The sequence below is a fragment of the Thalassobaculum salexigens DSM 19539 genome (genome assembly GCF_000423805.1).
In the GTDB taxonomy this organism is placed as follows: domain Bacteria; phylum Pseudomonadota; class Alphaproteobacteria; order Thalassobaculales; family Thalassobaculaceae; genus Thalassobaculum; species Thalassobaculum litoreum.
This window is the reverse complement of the sequence record NZ_AUIR01000012.1, coordinates 407,977-423,900: the sequence shown is the minus strand read 5'-3', so window position 1 is coordinate 423,900 and position 15,924 is coordinate 407,977. Positions and strand designations below refer to the sequence as shown.

The 15,924-nt window shown below is 67.5% G+C and carries 19 protein-coding genes; 12 read left to right on the top strand and 7 right to left on the bottom strand.

The genetic code is table 11. The annotated features are described in order from the left end of the window. Position 1 precedes the first annotated feature (1 nt). From G578_RS0101960 to G578_RS24285, 3 genes are all read left to right on the top strand, one after another. Entirely contained in the window at positions 2-832 is an 831-nt protein-coding gene (locus G578_RS0101960) for an ABC transporter permease (protein ID WP_038013042.1), read from the top strand. Next, positions 829-1,959, top strand: coding sequence for an ABC transporter ATP-binding protein (locus tag G578_RS0101955; RefSeq protein WP_051243617.1), 1,131 nt, complete (start codon positions 829-831; stop codon positions 1,957-1,959). The genes G578_RS0101960 and G578_RS0101955 overlap by 4 nt, the downstream gene beginning before the upstream one ends. A gap of 62 nt (positions 1,960-2,021) precedes the next feature. Beyond that, complete coding sequence (locus G578_RS24285; RefSeq protein WP_051243614.1) at positions 2,022-2,912, top strand: alpha/beta fold hydrolase; 891 nt, start codon at positions 2,022-2,024, stop codon at positions 2,910-2,912. An 8-nt stretch (positions 2,913-2,920) separates the two neighbouring features. Here the strand turns inward: G578_RS24285 and G578_RS24280 are convergent, their stop codons facing one another. Then, on the bottom strand, positions 2,921-3,286 hold the full coding sequence (locus G578_RS24280; protein WP_051243611.1) for a GNAT family N-acetyltransferase: 366 nt from the start codon (positions 3,284-3,286) through the stop codon (positions 2,921-2,923). Positions 3,287-3,501: 215 nt separating this feature from the next. Here G578_RS24280 and G578_RS0101940 point away from each other — a divergent pair, with 215 nt between their 5' ends. From G578_RS0101940 to G578_RS0101930, 3 genes are all read left to right on the top strand, one after another. Then, a complete protein-coding gene (locus G578_RS0101940; protein ID WP_028792813.1) occupies positions 3,502-3,681 on the top strand; it encodes a hypothetical protein in 180 nt (59 codons plus the stop codon). Position 3,682: 1 nt separating this feature from the next. Beyond that, positions 3,683-4,558 (top strand): N-carbamoylputrescine amidase, encoded by an 876-nt coding sequence (aguB, locus tag G578_RS0101935; RefSeq protein ID WP_028792812.1) that lies wholly within the window; start codon positions 3,683-3,685, stop codon positions 4,556-4,558. Between the two features lie 69 nt (positions 4,559-4,627). Then, complete coding sequence (locus tag G578_RS0101930; RefSeq protein ID WP_028792811.1) at positions 4,628-5,587, top strand: phosphoribosylaminoimidazolesuccinocarboxamide synthase; 960 nt, start codon at positions 4,628-4,630, stop codon at positions 5,585-5,587. On the opposite strand, the gene phnX is transcribed toward G578_RS0101930, so the two are convergent. The 6 genes from phnX to G578_RS0101900 all read right to left on the bottom strand — a co-directional run bounded on the left by phnX (position 5,572) and on the right by G578_RS0101900 (position 10,986). Further along, a complete protein-coding gene (gene phnX, locus G578_RS0101925) occupies positions 5,572-6,363 on the bottom strand; it encodes a phosphonoacetaldehyde hydrolase (RefSeq protein ID WP_028792810.1) in 792 nt (263 codons plus the stop codon). The genes G578_RS0101930 and phnX overlap by 16 nt on opposite strands. Continuing rightward, a complete protein-coding gene (locus G578_RS0101920; RefSeq protein WP_028792809.1) occupies positions 6,360-7,490 on the bottom strand; it encodes a TIGR03364 family FAD-dependent oxidoreductase in 1,131 nt (376 codons plus the stop codon). Before G578_RS0101920 ends, phnX begins: the two co-directional genes overlap by 4 nt. 89 nt (positions 7,491-7,579) lie before the next feature. Beyond that, complete coding sequence (locus G578_RS24275) at positions 7,580-8,749, bottom strand: NAD(P)/FAD-dependent oxidoreductase (protein WP_051243608.1); 1,170 nt, start codon at positions 8,747-8,749, stop codon at positions 7,580-7,582. An 11-nt stretch (positions 8,750-8,760) separates the two neighbouring features. Next, positions 8,761-9,597 carry a GNAT family N-acetyltransferase gene (locus G578_RS24270; RefSeq protein ID WP_051243605.1) on the bottom strand — a complete coding sequence of 279 codons (837 nt, stop codon included), beginning with the start codon at positions 9,595-9,597 and terminating at the stop codon, positions 8,761-8,763. After that, the gene (locus G578_RS0101905; RefSeq protein ID WP_028792808.1) at positions 9,594-10,313 is read right to left on the bottom strand and encodes a GntR family transcriptional regulator; all 720 of its coding nucleotides are present in this window, start codon (positions 10,311-10,313) and stop codon (positions 9,594-9,596) included. Before G578_RS0101905 ends, G578_RS24270 begins: the two co-directional genes overlap by 4 nt. A 4-nt stretch (positions 10,314-10,317) precedes the next feature. Next, a complete protein-coding gene (locus G578_RS0101900; protein ID WP_028792807.1) occupies positions 10,318-10,986 on the bottom strand; it encodes a haloacid dehalogenase type II in 669 nt (222 codons plus the stop codon). Between the two features lie 181 nt (positions 10,987-11,167). On the opposite strand from G578_RS0101900, the gene G578_RS0101895 reads away from it, so the two are divergent. From G578_RS0101895 to G578_RS0101870, 6 genes are all read left to right on the top strand, one after another. Beyond that, positions 11,168-12,565, top strand: coding sequence for an L-serine ammonia-lyase (locus tag G578_RS0101895; protein WP_028792806.1), 1,398 nt, complete (start codon positions 11,168-11,170; stop codon positions 12,563-12,565). 217 nt (positions 12,566-12,782) lie between these two features. Further along, positions 12,783-13,064 carry a DUF3185 family protein gene (locus G578_RS24265; protein ID WP_038013037.1) on the top strand — a complete coding sequence of 94 codons (282 nt, stop codon included), beginning with the start codon at positions 12,783-12,785 and terminating at the stop codon, positions 13,062-13,064. A gap of 60 nt (positions 13,065-13,124) precedes the next feature. Further along, on the top strand, positions 13,125-14,069 hold the full coding sequence (locus G578_RS0101885) for an OmpA family protein (protein WP_038013034.1): 945 nt from the start codon (positions 13,125-13,127) through the stop codon (positions 14,067-14,069). A 180-nt stretch (positions 14,070-14,249) separates the two neighbouring features. Continuing rightward, a complete protein-coding gene (locus G578_RS0101880) occupies positions 14,250-14,498 on the top strand; it encodes a hypothetical protein (RefSeq protein WP_038013032.1) in 249 nt (82 codons plus the stop codon). A gap of 129 nt (positions 14,499-14,627) precedes the next feature. After that, positions 14,628-15,167, top strand: coding sequence for a hypothetical protein (locus G578_RS0101875; RefSeq protein WP_028792802.1), 540 nt, complete (start codon positions 14,628-14,630; stop codon positions 15,165-15,167). After that, positions 15,128-15,922: a response regulator transcription factor gene (locus G578_RS0101870; RefSeq protein ID WP_245565537.1), complete on the top strand. Its 795-nt coding sequence runs from the start codon at positions 15,128-15,130 to the stop codon at positions 15,920-15,922. The genes G578_RS0101875 and G578_RS0101870 overlap by 40 nt, the downstream gene beginning before the upstream one ends. Positions 15,923-15,924: the final 2 nt, after the last annotated feature.

The window sequence follows — 15,924 nt, the reverse complement described above, 5'->3', positions numbered from 1 at the left end:
CATGGCGCGCACACCGGTCGGCCCGCTGGAATACACGCGACGCACCTGGATGCGTCTGACCCTGCTGGCGACCTTCATCTTCCTCTACGCGCCGATCGTCACCCTGGTGGCGTTCAGCTTCAACGACAGCCGCCGCAACATCGTGTGGCGCGGCTTCACCCTGAAATACTACGAGAAGGCCCTGGGCAATTCGGAGCTGATCGAGGCCTTCGTCAACTCGCTGGCGATCGCCCTGCTGTCGACGTTGATCGCGACGGTCCTGGGCGCGCTGACCGCGCTGCTGCTCTGGCGGTTCCGCTTCCCGTTCAAGGCGGGGTACGAGGGGGCGATGGCCCTGCCGATCGTCATCCCGGAGATCTGCATGGGCGTGGCGATGCTGGCGTTCTTCGCCAAGGTCGGCTGGCCGAGCGGGCTGCCCTGGCCGTTCTCCCTGTCGGCCATCATCATCGCCCATGTGTCGTTCAGCTTCCCCTTCGTCGCCGTGGTGGTGCGCGCCCGACTGGCCGGCTTCAACCAGGAGTTGGCCGAGGCGGCCCAGGATCTGGGGGCCAGTGAGTGGCGGGTGTTCTGGGACGTGATGGTGCCGTTCATGCGCCCGGGCCTGGTGGCCGGCGCGCTGCTGGCCTTCACCCTGTCGCTGGACGATTTCGTCATCACCTTCTTCACCTCCGGCCCGGACACGGTAACCTTCCCGGTCAAGGTCTACTCGATGGTGCGGTTCTCGGTGACGCCGGAGGTGAATGCCGCCTCGACCGTTCTGATCTTACTGACCGTGGTGTTGACGGGCATCGCCCTGTGGATGCAGTTCCGACAGGAGAAGGACAAGTCATGAGCACCAGCGGAGCCGCCCCTATCGCGGGGAACGATGCGCCGATCATCGAGATCTCCGGCCTGTGCAAGCGGTTCGGATCCTTCTCCGCCGTCGAGGATGTCGACCTGAAGATCGGCCGGGGCGAGTTCTTCGCGCTGCTGGGACCGTCCGGCTGCGGCAAGACCACGCTGCTGCGCATGCTGGCCGGGCTGGAGCTGCCGAGCGAAGGCACGATCCGGATCGACGGCCAGGACATGTCCCTGGTCCCGGCCAACAAGCGCCCGGTCAACATGGTGTTCCAGTCCTATGCCGTGTTCCCGCACATGTCGGTGCTGGACAATGTGGGCTACGGGCTGCGGATCGACGGGGTGCCCCGCGACGAGATCCGGCGGCGGGCCGAGGAGGCCCTGGCGCTGGTCAAGCTCGACGGATTCGCCGCGCGCCGGCCGGACCAGCTTTCCGGCGGCCAGCGCCAGCGCGTGGCCCTGGCCCGGGCGCTGGTGAAGCGGCCGAAGGTGCTGCTGCTGGACGAGCCGCTCTCCGCACTGGACGCCAAGCTGCGCGAGGCGATGCGTCTGGAGCTGGTCAACCTGCAGGAGACCGTCGGCATCACCTTTGTCATCGTTACCCACGACCAGTCCGAGGCGCTGTCCATGGCCGGCCGGATCGCGGTGATGAATCAGGGCCAGGTGCAGCAGATCGCCCCGCCGGCGGAGCTCTACGAATTCCCGTCCAGCCGCTTCGTCGCCGATTTCATCGGCTCGGTGAACATGATCGAGGGCCGGATCGAGAGCGCGTCGAACGGCCGGGTGCGGCTGGCCTGCCCCGGCATCGCCACGCCGATCGAGATGGAGCACGAAGTCGCACCGCCGGTCGGCAGCACCGCCTGGGTGGCGCTGCGGCCGGAAAAGATCGACATCACCAAGGAACCGACCGGCGAGGCAGACGCTAATACCGTGTCTGGAATGGTCGAAGAAGTTACCTATCTAGGCGAGACCTCGGTCTATCATGTCCGGATTTCCCCGGACCTGCCGCTGATGAAGGTTTCCAGCGCGAACCTGGACCGGGTCACGCGACGCGCCTTTACCTGGGAGGATCCTGTATATCTCTCCTGGACGGCAACATGTGGAGTGGTTCTGGAAAGGTGAGCATACCGGATACGATCGAAGAGGCAGGCGGCGAGACCAGATGGCTGGATAGACCCGACGGAATGCACCTCAGATACGCCGTGTTCGGCCCGGCCGGGCCGGCCGGCTGGTGCGTGTTCCTGCCCGGCTATACCGAATTCATCGAGAAGCACCTGGAAACGGCGGCCGACCTGCGGGCGCGCGGCTTCGGCGTGCTGTGCCTGGACTGGCGCGGCCAGGGCCTGTCGGCACGCTACCTGCCCGACCGCTCCAAGGGACATGTGGACAGTTTCGACACCCATCTGGCCGATCTCGACGCGGTGATCGCTGATGCGGGCCTCGACGATGTCGGTCCGCTGACGGTCGTCGGGCATTCCATGGGTGGCCATCTGGCCATCTGGTACTGCCGGCGTCATCCCGAGCGGGTGAAGCGGGGCGTGGCGATCGCACCGATGATCGGGGTGGCTGCGCTGAAGCCGTCCATCGGCAGCCTCCTGGCGGTGTTCTGCACGGTGGGCATGTCCGGACGCTACGTTTTCGGCGGCAGTCCCTACGGTCCCCGCCGCCGCCAGTTCGAAGGCAACAAGCTGACCACCGACCCGGTTCGCTTCGACCGGGCCCACCGGCTGATCGCGGAGAATCCGGATCTGGCGGTGGCCGATCCGACCTTCGGCTGGGCCCGGGCGGCATGGCGATCGATTCAGCTCACCCACCGGCCCGGCTGGTTCGAGTCGATCCGCGCGCCGATCCTCGTCGTCCTGGCCGGCCGCGACCGGATCGTCGACAACGTGGCGACCAAGCGGGCGATCCAACGCCTGCCGCATGGAGTCGGACTCCGAATCCCCGAGGCCGAGCATGAGATCCTGGGCGAGATCGACCCGATCCGCGACCAGCTCTGGGAGGCGTTCGACCGGTTCTGCGGGCTGAAGGAGACGCGCGCGAAAGTGAAGGAGCCGGAGACGGCCGAGCTCTGAGCGAAGTGTTACGGCGTCCAGAAATACTGGATGTCGATCGGGTCGCGTTCGGTCTCCACGAAGCCGAGGCGTTGATAGAACCGGTTGGCCGGGCTGCCGTTCAGCACGGTGAGCCGGATCGGCTTGCCCAATGCGCGGGCCTCGTCCATCAGCACGCCCATGATCCGGCTGCCGAGCCCGCTGCCGTGGCACGCCGGCATCAGGTACAGGTGCTCGATCTCCACATGCGCGCCGTGGTCGGTGACGGTCACGCATCCGGCGAAGCGACCGTCCAGGTCGATCAGCCGCGTGCGTTCGGGGCTGAACCGCGCGACGAACTTCTCGCGCGCCCGCTCCGGCGTGTAGCGGCCCAGACGCTCCAGCTGGCCGCGCATCACCGCCACCTTGAGGTCGACCAGACGGTCGATATCCTCGTCCCTAGCGGGAATGAAAACGATCGGGGGAAGGTCTGTGGATGGTAGGCCTGCGGGTTTGGACCGAACGGTTTCGAGCGTCATGGGACCAGAAATGTACAGGGGTTCAGCTTGGCGTTGTGCGGCGCACAGCTTACCATGCTGGCCGTTGCTGTCACTGGCCCAGGGAGGGTCGCGTGCTCCTTATCGAGAAGATCATGGCGGCCTTCGCCAGCCTCATCGCCATCGACCTGATGAAGCTCGACAGCGAGGATGTGGCCCGCGCGCGCCGCGCGCATCTCGGCCAGAAACCGGTTGTGAACGGCCCGGTCCCGCGTGGCGGCGACCGCCAGGTTGTCGTGCGCTACGGACGCTGAGATGACCCGGTCCGTTACCGTCGCGGCGACGCAGATGTCCTGTGGCGCCGATGCCGCGAGCAACCTCGACCGGGCCGAGGCGCTGGTGCGCCGCGCCGCCGGCGAGGGGGCGCAGGTCATTCTGCTGCAGGAACTGTTCGAGACCCCGTATTTCTGCAAGGACCAGGACGCGGCCTTCTTCGGCCTCGCCCGTCCGGTGGAGGGCAATCCGGTGATCGCCCGCTTCGCCGATCTGGCCCGCGAGCTGTCGGTGGTGCTGCCCTTCAGTTTCTTCGAGGCGGCGCACAACGCCCACTTCAACAGCCTGGTGATGATCGATGCCGACGGCGCGGTGCTGGACCTGTACCGCAAGGCGCATATCCCCGACGGGCCGGGCTATCAGGAGAAGTTCTACTTCACGCCCGGCGATACCGGCTTCCGGGTCTGGGACACCGCCTATGGCAGGCTCGGCTGCGCGATCTGCTGGGACCAGTGGTTCCCGGAATCCGCCCGGGCCATGGCGCTGCAGGGCGCCGAGCTCCTGTTCTATCCGACCGCCATCGGCAGCGAGCCGCCGCCGGCCCCGCCGCTCGACAGCTCGGCCCATTGGCGCCGGGTGATGCAGGGCCATGCCGGGGCCAACCTGACGCCGCTGATCGCCAGCAACCGGGTCGGCCGCGAGATCGGTCAGACCTCGGAGATCACCTTCTACGGCACCTCCTTCATCGCCGACGAGACCGGGGCGGTGGTTGCCGATGCGCAAGGGGCCGACGATGCGGTGATCACCGCCAGTTTCGACCTGGACGCGGTACGCGCCCGCCGGCTCGGCTGGGGCGTGTTCCGCGACCGAAGGCCGGAGCTCTACGGGGCGATCGCCACGGCGGACGGCAAGCGGTAGCGCGACATCCGGCTCCGACTGTGTTAGCCGGTCTGGCAAACACGTGCGTTCACCCTGGGACCTCCGTCGATGACCCTTCCTGATCGCGTGCTTGACCACGCCCGCATTCCCGAGCTCAGCAATCCGTATTTCGGCAAGGTCCGGGACTGCTACGACCTGCCCGACGGCCGGCGTATCCTGATCGCCTCGGACCGGATCTCTGCCTTCGACAGGATCCTCGCCGCGATTCCGTTCAAGGGGCAGGTGCTGACCCAGATGGCGCGCTACTGGTTCGAGCACACGGCGGATATCTGCCGCAACCATGTGCTTGAATACCCCGACCCCAATGTGGTGATCGCCCAGAAGGTTCGGATCCTGCCGGTGGAGATCGTCGTGCGCGGCTATCTGGCGGGCACGACCAGCACGTCCATCCTGACCCGCTACAAGAAGGGCGAGCGGGTGATCTACGGGCACAGCTTCCCCGACGGCCTGCGCGACAACGCCAGGCTGCCGACCCCGATCATCACCCCGACGACCAAGGCGTTCGACGGTGGCCATGACGCGCCGCTGACCGCCGACGAGATCCTGTCCCAGGGTCTTCTCACGGAAGCGCAGTGGGAGAGCGTGTCGTCCATCGCCCTGGCCCTGTTCGCGCGAGGACAGGAAATGGCCGCAGCCCGCGGGCTGATCCTGGCGGATACGAAGTACGAGTTCGGCACCGACGCGGACGGGGCGATCGTGCTGGCGGACGAGATCCACACGCCGGACAGCTCCCGCTTCTGGCTGGCCGAGGGATACGAGACGGCGTTCGCGGAAGGGAGCCGGCCGCCGTCTTTCGACAAGGATGTCATCCGCGCCTGGGTCGACGCCCGCTGCGATCCCTACAACGATGACATTCCGGAGATCCCGAAGGAGTTGGTCGACCGCACGGCCAACGTCTATGTGGAGGCCTTCGAGGCGATCACCGGGCAGAGCTTCGTGCCGGACGTCTCCGGCGTCACGCCGCTGGACCGCATCCGCGCCAACCTCGCGGGCTATTTCTCCGCCTGAGCCTCCAGCCGCTCGATCAGGGCGGGGAGGTCGGCGATGGTGTCGATGACATGGTCGGCGCCGGCCGCGGTGAGCAGCTCGGTCGCCTTGGCGCGTAGCGGGGCGATCTCCGCCTCAGACATCGCGGCCAGGTCCTCCGGCGTCTTGCCCACCGCGTTTCCGGACAGGGTCACGCCGACGGTCACGCAGCCGGCGGCGACGCCCTCGGCGATGCCCGGTTCGGTGTCGTCCACCTTGATGACCGCGCTGGGCGGGTAGACCACCAGGTCGACGAAGCATTTGTACATCATGAGAGGCCCCGGCCGGCCCTCCGGCAGGTCGTCGGCGCAGACCAGGCTGTCCGGCGCATAGCCCTGCTCGGCGGCGAGCGGCAGGACCCGTTCCATGATCGAGCGGGTATAGCCGGTGGTCGAACCGATCTTCATGCCCCGGCCGCGCAGCCAGTCCACGACATCTTTGGTGCCCGGCACCAGCGTGGCGTAGTCGGCCACCACCTCCTCGTTCATCGGCACGAAGACAGCGTAGACCTCGTCCACGTCGGTCTTCTGCGGGGCGCGACCGTATTTGGCGGTCCATTGGTCGGCCACGGAGGGCAGCTTCATCATGGCGTCGATATGGTGCCATTTCGGCGCGCCCATCGGGCCGCGGGCGTCCTCGATGCTGGTCTCGATGCCGAAGCGCTTAAAGGCCTCGACGAAGACGCCCATCGGCGCGAAGGAGCCGAAATCGATCGTCGTTCCGGCCCAGTCGAAGACCACCGCCTTGAACTTGCTCATTCCGTCACGCTCCCGAACAGGGTGTGGATGGTTTCCTCGCCGATGCCGAAGGCGGTGGACGCGCCGCAGCCGGCCGTGACCATCACCACCCGGGTGGCGTCGTCCGGCGCGTCGGTGAAGCGCCAGCGATCGCCGGCGCTGGCATAGGTGCCGATCCAGGTCTCGCTCACCCGCCGCGCGCCGAGGTCGAGCACGCTGTCCAACTCGTCCAGGACAAGGGCGTTGAGCTCGTCGGAGATGAAGGGGTCGAGCGTCTCGCCGTATTCGTGGGTGTCGCCGACGACCAGCGAGCCGTCCTCAGACTGCACGACAATTAGATGGATGCCGTGTTGCCGCTTGGCTGGCTGCTCGCGGTCCAGCCGCTCCTTCAGGGCGGCTGCTTCGGGCAGGTCGGCGTAGCCATGGTAGCGGGCGAGGCCGTGGTCCGACATCACCGCCGATCCCAGCGCCACCGGTCGTTCCGGCACCACCCGCATCATCTGCAGCTTGCACCGGGTCGGGGCATAGGCGGCGATGCGGTCGGCGAACAGGCCCTGGAAGTTGTCGCCCGGGCAGACGACCACGGTCTCCGCCTCGACCCGGCCCCGGCTGGTCTCGAGCATGGGCGTCTCGACCGAATGGACCAGCGTCGACCACAGGAAATCCACCCCATGTGCCTCGGCCAGCCAGCGGGCCAGGGCGGCGATGGCGGTGCGGGATTCGACCCGCAGCTCGTGCGGTGAGTACAGCGCGGCGGTGACCCCGTCGGGGCGCAGGGCGGGGCAGCGGGCGCGGGCCTCCTCTCGGGACAGGCGCCGGCACTCGGCCCCCATATCCGTTTCCAGAAAGGCGTCGATCACCGCCTCGGCCTCGGGATGGCGGGCGGTGACGATCAGGCCCTCGTGCAGCACCGGGATCCTGGCCGCCGCCGCGACCTCGGCCCAGACGTCGCGGGAGCGGCGGGCCAATGTCCAGCAGTCGCCGGCTTCCTGGCCGGTCACGGTGACGAAGCCGAAATTTCGGATGGAGGCGCCGGTGGCGAAGGCATCGCGCTCGATCACCACCACGCGCTTGCCGCGGCGGGCGGCGGCCAGCGCATGGGCGAGGCCGAGGATGCCGGCACCGACAATGGCGATATCATAACTCATTCCGCGGCCCCGCAGTCGCATAAGCCGCGCATGTAATCGCCTCGCGGGCGACGCGGCAAGGCCGGTTTCGTGAAGCTTCTGTGTCGCTCTCAGCCTTTGGCGGGCAGGCGGAGTTTGTCGCGGGAGACCGGGTGATCCCAATCCTCGCCGGCGACCAGGCGGGCGGCGAGCCAGCCCCAGTCGTCGGCGGATTTCGCGCCCTTGCCGTTGCCGCCCACGGCGACCGCGACGCGGCCGTCCTCGACCCAGTCGATATGCGGATAGCCGGTGGCGGTCCAGGCGACGGCGCAGGTATCCGTGTGCCAGTGGCTGGCGTGGGCGAGACCGGGGATCAGGGTGGTGAGAACGTCTTGGAAGTCCCGACGGTTGTCGGCCGACCCGCTGCTCTTGAACCAGCGGGCGAAGTCGTCGCGGTTGCGCAGGTCGGCGTCGTCGGTGCTGCCGATGCCGATCTTCAGGTACAGGTGCCCGTCGGGATAGCGGATCGGCGGCAGGATATAGGCGCCGCTCTCCGCGTGTCCCATGGTCGGCATGGCTGCCAGTTCCTCGATCAGATCGCCCTCGATCCGGGCCAGGGTGACGGTGCGGCCGAAGACCCGGAGCTTCAGGTCGACCGGGCTCAGGCCCCAGGCACCGGTGAAGGCGCCGGCGGCAACCAGCACCCGCTCGGCCCTGTGGACCGCGCCGGCAGCCGTCTCGACCTCGACCCCGCCGGGTACCGGGCGGATGGCGGCGGCCTCGTCTGCGATGATCGTGGCGCCGCGCTTCTGGGCGGCGGTGCATTGAGCGGCGACCATGGCACGCGGGCTCAGATGACCGGCCTTGCCGCCCTCATGCAGGCCGCGCGTGTCATCGGCGACGCTGAGGAACGGGAAGCGCCGGCGGATCGCGTCGGCGTCGAGCCATCCGGTCTGCGCGCCCAACGGCCGGCCGGCGGCCTCCGAGCGGTCGAGATAGTCGGAACCGGGACCGCTGATCCCGAGATAGCCCGACGGGGTGAAGAAGCGGATGCCGCTTTCCGCCTCGATCTCCTCGTAACGGTCGATGGAACGTTTGGCGGTCACCGCCCAGACCGGGTCCGGATCGACGGTCCGGGTCATCCGCCCCTCGTCGTAGTGGCTGGCGAAGACGCCGGTATGGGTGGCGCGGTCCTTGGGCTCGTCCGGGCCGAGCAGGGCGACGCCGTCGGTCAGACCGGCCAGATGCCGCCCCGCGGCGCTGCCGATCAATCCGCGGCCGACAACGATGACCTTATGCATGGGCGGGCTCCTCAACCGAGCGCGTGACTGGACAGGGCGAAGAGCCGGGCCTGGCCCGCCGGCTCGGGCCAGGAGCCGCGGACCATGACCGGCGAGTCGGCGCCGACGGCCGCGAGGCCCTGGTCTTCGATGAACCGGGCGAACCCGTCGCATCCGACGGGCGCATCGACCCGCACGAAGCCGGGCAGGGCGAGGGCGCGGAACAGCCGGATCGCGTCCGTCTCCGATCCGGCGACGATCGGGCCGACCACGGTGCCGCGCCCGAAGTTGCGTTCGATCGCATAACCGGCGATGCCCGAGCCTGGGTCGATCACCGCGACGCGCCCGATCTCGCTCAGCGCCTGCAGGGCGTCGGCGCGTCCGGCACCGAAGGCGGTCCGGTCGAGGGACAGGATGGCCGGCATGTCGTCCGGCGTCGCCGGGCGGATCTGCGGATCGGGGGCAGGACGTCCTTCGCAGGTCCCCTGATACTGACGACAGGCGCCGACCGTCTCGAAGCCCAGCTTGTCGTAGAGCGGCTTCCCCGCCTCGGTGGCGAGCAGCATCATCGAGCGGTCGGCCGCATCGTCCAGCACCTGCTGTACCAGCCGGCGGCCGATACCGCGACCCTGGCTGTCGGGATTGACCATCACCAGTCCCAATCGGGCGGCGGCGGGCTCGAACGCCCACCACAGGGCCACGCCCTGCAGGCTGCCGGCCTCGTCCTTGGCGGCATGCCCGGCGCCCAGGCGCATGAACAGGTCTATATCCTCGCGTCGATGCGGCCACCGCAGCAGCTTCACAAGCTCGGTGACGGCATCGAGGTCGTCCGGTTGAACGGTGCCGTAGTGAAGCGGGGAGGCGGTCATCGATCCTGTCTCTGCTCGGCGTCGGGGGCTGCGTCGGGGGCGTCCTGGCGCAGGCGACGCAGGATCGCGGCGGGGTCGCCGAAATGGCGATGAAGTTCCGGCAGGATGACCTCCACCGGCGCGGAGCCGATCAGCTCCGCCAGGCGGAAATGCTCCACGGCGAGATCGTCGCGGCTGCGATAGCCCCCCATCAGCCGGTGCAGGCACAGCCGGGTCTCGGCCTGCACCGTGGCGTAGGTGCGCGACAGCCGCAGGCTGCCGGCGGCATCAACCAGGGTGCGGTGATATTCCAGGTCGAGATCGCCGCCGCGGGCGTGGTCGCCGCCGCGCATCGCCCGGTCCATGCGCTCGGAAATGACGGTCAGCCGCCGGGCGGTGGCGGCCCGGTCGCCGCCGCCCCCGTCGCCGCCGCCGACCAGGCGCCGGATCGCGGCCTCCTCCAGGCTGGCGCGCACGAAGAAGACGTCGAGCATGTCGTCCTCGCTCAGGTCGACCACGAAGACGCCGCGATGGGGAATGCTCTTCAGCAGCCCCTCCTGCACCAGCCGCTGCATCGCCTCGCGCAGGGGGCCGCGGCTGATCCCGAGGCTCAGGGCCAGTTCCACCTCGTGGAGTTGCTCGCCCGGGCCATGGGTGCCGGCAAGGATGTCGCCGCGCAGACGTTCCGCCACCTGGACGGAGAGGGTGAGCTTCTCGATCGGTCTGGGTGCGCCCATGGACTCAGAGCCCCAGGAGGCCGGGCAGGCCGCCGATATCGCGGATCGCCTGGTAGCCATAGGCCGGATTGCCCGGTCCATGGCCGCGCTCCACGAACACCCGCCGGGCGATGTGCAGGTCATGGGCGGTCATCAGGTCGTAGCGCAGGCTGGAGGAGACATGCATCACATGCTCCGGCCCGCAGCCGAGCGTGTCGAACATATACTCAAAGGCCCGGAAGCGCGGCTTGTAGGCCTGCGCCTGTTCGGCGGTCAGGACTGCGTGGAACGGGGCGCCGAGCTTGTCCACGTTCGACTGGATCTGACTGTCGGAGGCGTTCGACAGCGCCACCAGCGGCAGCTTCTCCGCCGCGCGGGCGAGGCCGGCCGGAACATCCGCATGCGGTCCCCAGCTCGGGATCGCCTCGACGATGGCCTGGGCGTCCTCGGCCCGGAAGGCTACGCTCCAGCGTTTGCAGGTGCGCTCCAGCGAGCGGTGCAGCACCTCCGGATACGGCTTCCACGCCCCCAGCACCTCGTCGAACCGGTAGGCGCTGAAATCGGCCAGGAAGGCCTCTATGGTGACGGCATCGATCCGGTCGGCGAGCCGTTCCCGGGTAACGTCGCCGACCCGGAAGTTTGTCAGCGTGCCGTAGCAGTCGAAGGTGATGTAGCGGATCTGGGACAGGGACACGGCGCCGCCTCGATGTTGATCGGGGCCACCTTCCATTCAGATTGTAAGATTGTCAACAATCAGTCTCACGGCGAAAGCCGCGATGACGGAAACAGGCGGCGATCCGACGCAAACGCCCCAACGCGTCGGGCAAGTCGGCCTATGCTTGAGTGGCGCAACAGATGGTGCGGGCGGAGGGGTGATGTTCCTGTCGGTTTTCGACATCTTCAAGATCGGCGTCGGCCCGTCCTCCTCCCACACCATGGGGCCGATGCTGGCCGCCGCCCGGTTTCTCTCCGTCCTGAGGCAGGCCTGCGGATGCGCGCCGACTGGCCTGCGGGTGACCCTGCACGGCTCGCTGGCCTTCACCGGCAAGGGGCACGCGACCGACCGGGCGGTGATCCTGGGGCTGATCGGCATGCGGCCCGAGACCCTGAATCCCGACCTGGCCGACGCCCTGGTCGCCGAGGTGCACGCGCGTGGACGGATCGAGGTCGAGGGGATCGGACCGCTCGCCTTCGCGCCCGAGACCGATCTCGTCTTCGACTACGGCGACCCGTTGCCCGGTCACGCCAACGGACTGGTGATCGATGCCCTGAACGCGGCCGGCGAGCGCGTTCTGTCGGAGACGTACTATTCCGTCGGCGGCGGCTTCGTGGTGACCGCCGCGGAGTTGTCCGAACAGCAGGCCGGCGACCCGGAGGGTCTCGGGGCGGAGAAGGAGAACCTGGGTTATCCCTATCCCTTCGGCTCGGCGGCGGAGATGCTGGCCATGGGTGCGCTCGCGGGGCTCAGCATCGCCGAGATGAAGCGCGCCAACGAGGCCGTCGCGTACGGGGCCGGGCTGGACGCGGCGCTCGACCGGGTGCTGGACGCCATGGACGACTGCATCGATCGCGGCCTGTCCGGGACCGGCATCCTGCCCGGCGGGCTGAAGGTCCGGCGCCGGGCCAAGGCAATCCACGACGCGCTGCTGGCCGAGCGAGGCCTGAACCGGGTTCAGCCGCATGCGGTGAACGACTGGATGAGCGTCTACGCCATGGCGGTGAACGAGGAGAACGCCGCCGGCGGGCGGGTCGTCACCTCGCCCACCAACGGGGCGGCCGGCGTGGTTCCTGCCGTGCTGCGCTACTACCGCGACCATTGCATCGGAGCGAGCCGGGACGGGCAGCGCGACATTCTGCTGGTGGCGGCGGCCATCGGCGGGCTGATCAAGCACAACGCCTCCATTTCAGGGGCCGAGGTCGGCTGCCAGGGGGAGGTGGGGTCGGCCTCCGCCATGGCGGCGGGCGGCCTGTGCGCGGCGCTCGGCGGCACCAACGCCCAGGTGGAGAACGCCGCCGAGATCGCCCTCGAACATCATCTCGGCATGACCTGCGATCCGGCGGGCGGCCTGGTCCAGGTCCCCTGCATCGAGCGCAATGCCCTGGGCGCGATCAAGGCGGTGTCGTCCGCCAGCCTGGCGCTGCGCGGGGACGGTCAGCACTTCATGCCGCTCGACAACTGCGTCCGGGTGATGCTGGAGACCGGCCGCGACATGAGCCTGAAGTACAAGGAAACCTCCACCGGCGGCATCGCGGTGAACCTGCCGGAGTGCTGACCGACCCGCCGACGCGGACGTCGCCGGTCGGACAGTCGGCGGGGAAATCGCCGCGACCCCTGGATATCCGCCGATTTCGATCGGCGTCGAAGGTTTCCGCCGCGTACTACGCAAAAAATTGGAACCGTTCGCCTTGTCTTGCGTTTCATTGACGCGGCGGGGATCTGAATAACGCGATCCGACAGAACTAGAAAAACGTTCACGGAATAATCGGATCATGTTTTCCGTCCTGCCTATGTCGAAACCAAGTGGCGAGGGGTTGTCCGGTCGCCAGATCGATTGGGAGAAGTGGATGTTTTCGACACGTGTTGGTGGACTTGCCGTTGCCGTGGTCGGTGGCGTGTTTCTGGCTCTCGGCGTGAGCGCGGCTGATGCCCCGCTTGCCGAGCTGAGGCACGGGCTCACGGGGCAGTATTCGGACCGGACGATGCTGCAGATCGTCGGTGGCTCCGCCGCACTGGTCATTGGGTCCGTGGTGGCGCTTCGGGCGCGCTCGTGACCTGAGTACCCGCAATCGAAACTTCTACCCGTGATTCAGAAAGAACGAAGGAGAACCATAATGCGTAAATCCGTGATGTATGCCGTGCCGATCGCTCTGGTGACGCTGATGTCCGTCGGCTCCACTGCTGCCCAGGCCAATGACGGTGTTCTGTTCCCGAACGTCCATGCCATGCGCATGGCGCAGCCGACCGGCGGCAACTTCAACCAGGAGCTGGTCAAGGAGTACAAGGAGATCGCCCTCTTCGAGGCCGACGAGATGTACGACTGGTTCGATGCCGAGAACCACGCGACCAAGGGCGTGATGGCCCAGGGCGGCAAGACTCCGATGCCGTACGACCCGGAGAACTGGGGTATCGAGAACGGCGCGAAGATGGCCGAACTGAAGTCGGCCCGCACCGAGCTGGTCGGCCTGCTGGATGCCGGCGGCCGCGAGATGGCTCCGTCCGAGGCCGCCATCGCTCAGGCGAAGTACGACTGCTGGGTCGAGCAGCAGGAAGAGGGTCACCAGCCGACCCACATCGCGGCGTGCCGTGACACCTTCCTCGCCGCTCTGCAGAACCTGAAGTCCGCGATGGAGCCGAAGGTCGCGACCACCGATGTGACCCAGACCTACGCCGAGGTTGCCCGCGAGATCGTCTACTTCGATTTCGACAAGGACAACATCAACCCGGACGCGCAGGCCAAGATCGACGCCTTCGTGATGGAGATGCGGAAGCTGAAGGGCATCACGCTGTTCATCACCGGTCACACCGACACCTCCGGCTCGAATGCCTACAACAAGGACCTGTCCGCCCGCCGCGCCGCGAACGTGCGTGCCGAGCTGGACCGCCAGGGCATGGCCACCGGTGATATCGACGACCTTGAGATCGCCGCCGACGGTGAGGAGAACCTGGCCGTGCAGACCGGCGACGGTGTCCGCGAGCAGCTGAACCGCCGCGTCGAGATCATCGCCCAGGGCGCGGTGACCGAGACCTCCAGGGTCACGACCGTCACCACCAACTAAGACAGTCTTTCCAGACTGTCGACTTGGGACCCCAGCCTCGCGGCTGGGGTCCTTTTTTGCGTTCCAACAATCGTTCTTCGTGTCCTTTCTGTGGCAACCTGTGACAACGCTGTGCATCGCTTGAAAGCGCCTGTTTTCTGAAATAGATCAGCTACATCGTCGAAATTCGGAGTAGCTGAAATGTCCCCGAAGAACGTTGTCAAATCTATATCCGCAATCCTCGTCGCCGGTGTTCTTCTTGGCGGCTGTTCCAATCTCAATAATCGCGAACAGAGAACTCTTTCCGGCGGCGCGCTCGGCGCCGGCGTCGGTGTCGCCGCGGGCGCTCTGACCGGCGGCAGCTGGTTCGCCGGCGGCCTGATCGGCGGGGCCGCCGGTGCGGCGATCGGCGCCTTCACCAGCGAGGACGAGGTCAAGGTCAATCCGTGATCCTCACCCACCCCGGTCCGGGACCGTCGGTCCCCGACACCGGCCGGGCCCTCCCGCGAATCTCCGGATGATTGAGAGTGACATGCTGAGAGGATTGACAGAAACGGGCGGTGAGGCGATGTCTCATCGATGCGCCTGTTCATCGCTACCGCTTGTGTCCTATCGCTGGCTGCCTGCGCCGGAACGTCCGGCCGTCAGGAAGCGGCGATCGGCGTTCAGCCGAATGCCAAGCCGGCCGAGGGAACCGGCGTGCGGGCGCCCGTGCCCGAACCGCGCCCCCCTGTGCCCCGGCGATCGCCCGACTCCGGCAAAAGCCCCGGCTCCGGCAAGAACAGCGCCGCCGCGCCGAGCGGCCAGGACCAGTCCGGTTCCGGCATCCCGGCCGCATCGGTCACAACTCGTCCGCCCGTCGATATGGACACGCTCGCCGGCGCGGACCGGCCGCGGCTCCAGTCCCTTCTCGGGCCGGCCGATGAGGTCCGCGACCAGCCTCCGGGCGAGGTCTGGATCTACCGCGAAGGCGGATGCTCGGTTGAGCTCTATCTCTTCCCGCAGATCTCCGCGTCGCAATACGCCGTCCTCGGGCATAAGTTCCTGCCCTCTTCCCTCGGCGAAGAGGAGCGCACGGCATGCTTAACGAAGTTAGCTTCGAGGACACGTGCTTCGTAATGCCACCCGGTCCCCCCGCACGCGTCCTCATCGTCGATGACGACGCTCTTATTCTCGAGACCCTGGCGATCAATCTCGAGGATAACGGCATCGAGACCGAGACGGCGGAGTCCGGCGAGGCGGCCATGCGCCGGCTGTCGGAGGACGCGAATTTCGACCTGGTGATCCTGGACTGGAAGATGCCGGGCATGTCCGGGCTGGATACGCTGAAGGCGATGAACGCGGCCGGCCTCGACCTGCCGGCGATCATCCTGACCAGTTTGACCGACCAGATCTTCGAGGAGTCGGCACTGGCGACCGGGGCGGTGGACTTCGTGGACAAGTCCCGCAGCTTCTCCATCGTGCTGCGCCGGGTGCAGATCATCCTGTCCGGCGTGCGCGGCCGGAACAATTCGGGCGAGGACGAGGGATCCGCGGGCGTCGGCGAGGCGGGCCGCATCGTCGTCGGCGCGCTCACCCTGGACCGCAAGGCCGGACGGGCGTTCTGGAACGACGCGCAGGTACCGCTCACCCTGACCGAGTACCAGCTTGTCGACGAACTGGCCTCCAAGCCGGGACGCGATATCAAGTATCGCGACCTGTACAACCTGGTGCATGGCGAGAACTTTTTCGTCGGCACCGGCGGCGACGGCTACCGCGCGAATGTCCGCAGCTTCGTGAAGCGAATACGACAGAAGTTCAAGGACATGGACGAGAGCTTCGAGCAGATAGAGAACTATCCGGGTTTCGGCTATCGCTGGCGCGAGCCGGAATAGGC